Raw genomic sequence first — 539 nt, forward strand, 5'->3', positions numbered from 1 at the left:
CCGCCAGTACCGGCGAAATTCACTTCACCGGCATAGGTGCCGCTACGCCAGTTGAAGGTGTCCATACCTTCACCGGTATTGATTACGCCGCTGGTGACACCGCCGCTGATATCAATGGTGTCATTGCCTTTACCAGACTGAATGGCCACCGCAGTGTCGGTGATGGCCTGCAGGGTGCCGGTGTTGGTGATTTTTTTATTGCTGTCACCGCTGGCATCAATCACCGGTGCGCTGGTGCTGGCAGAGATAATTTTGCCGCTATTGCTGACGGCGAGGACGTTCTTCGCGATGATCGCTGAGCCGCCTGCGCCGTCACGTACATTGATATCGGCATTGGTGGTGAGCGCGCCATCAGTATTTGCGCGAATACCGCTACCTTCAGCCTTAAGGACCTCAANTTGCGCTGTTCAAAGGCGAAGCCGGTACCTTTACCGTTAACGTTAAGGATGTTGTTAAGCCCATCTTTCATGTTCAGGGCTACGCTGGTGCGGATCCCCGCGCCGTCGTTGGAATCGATGGTCACATTTTGCAGTGTGATA

Annotated in this window: 1 pseudogene; it reads right to left on the reverse strand. The window is 54.5% G+C overall.

Annotated features, from left to right (window positions below):
* A pseudogene (locus FDX22_RS17000) lies at nt 1-539 on the reverse strand (hypothetical protein); the annotation flags it as partial.

This window comes from Citrobacter sp. TBCS-14 (assembly GCF_005280805.1).
GTDB classification, from domain to species: Bacteria; Pseudomonadota; Gammaproteobacteria; order Enterobacterales; family Enterobacteriaceae; genus Citrobacter; species Citrobacter gillenii.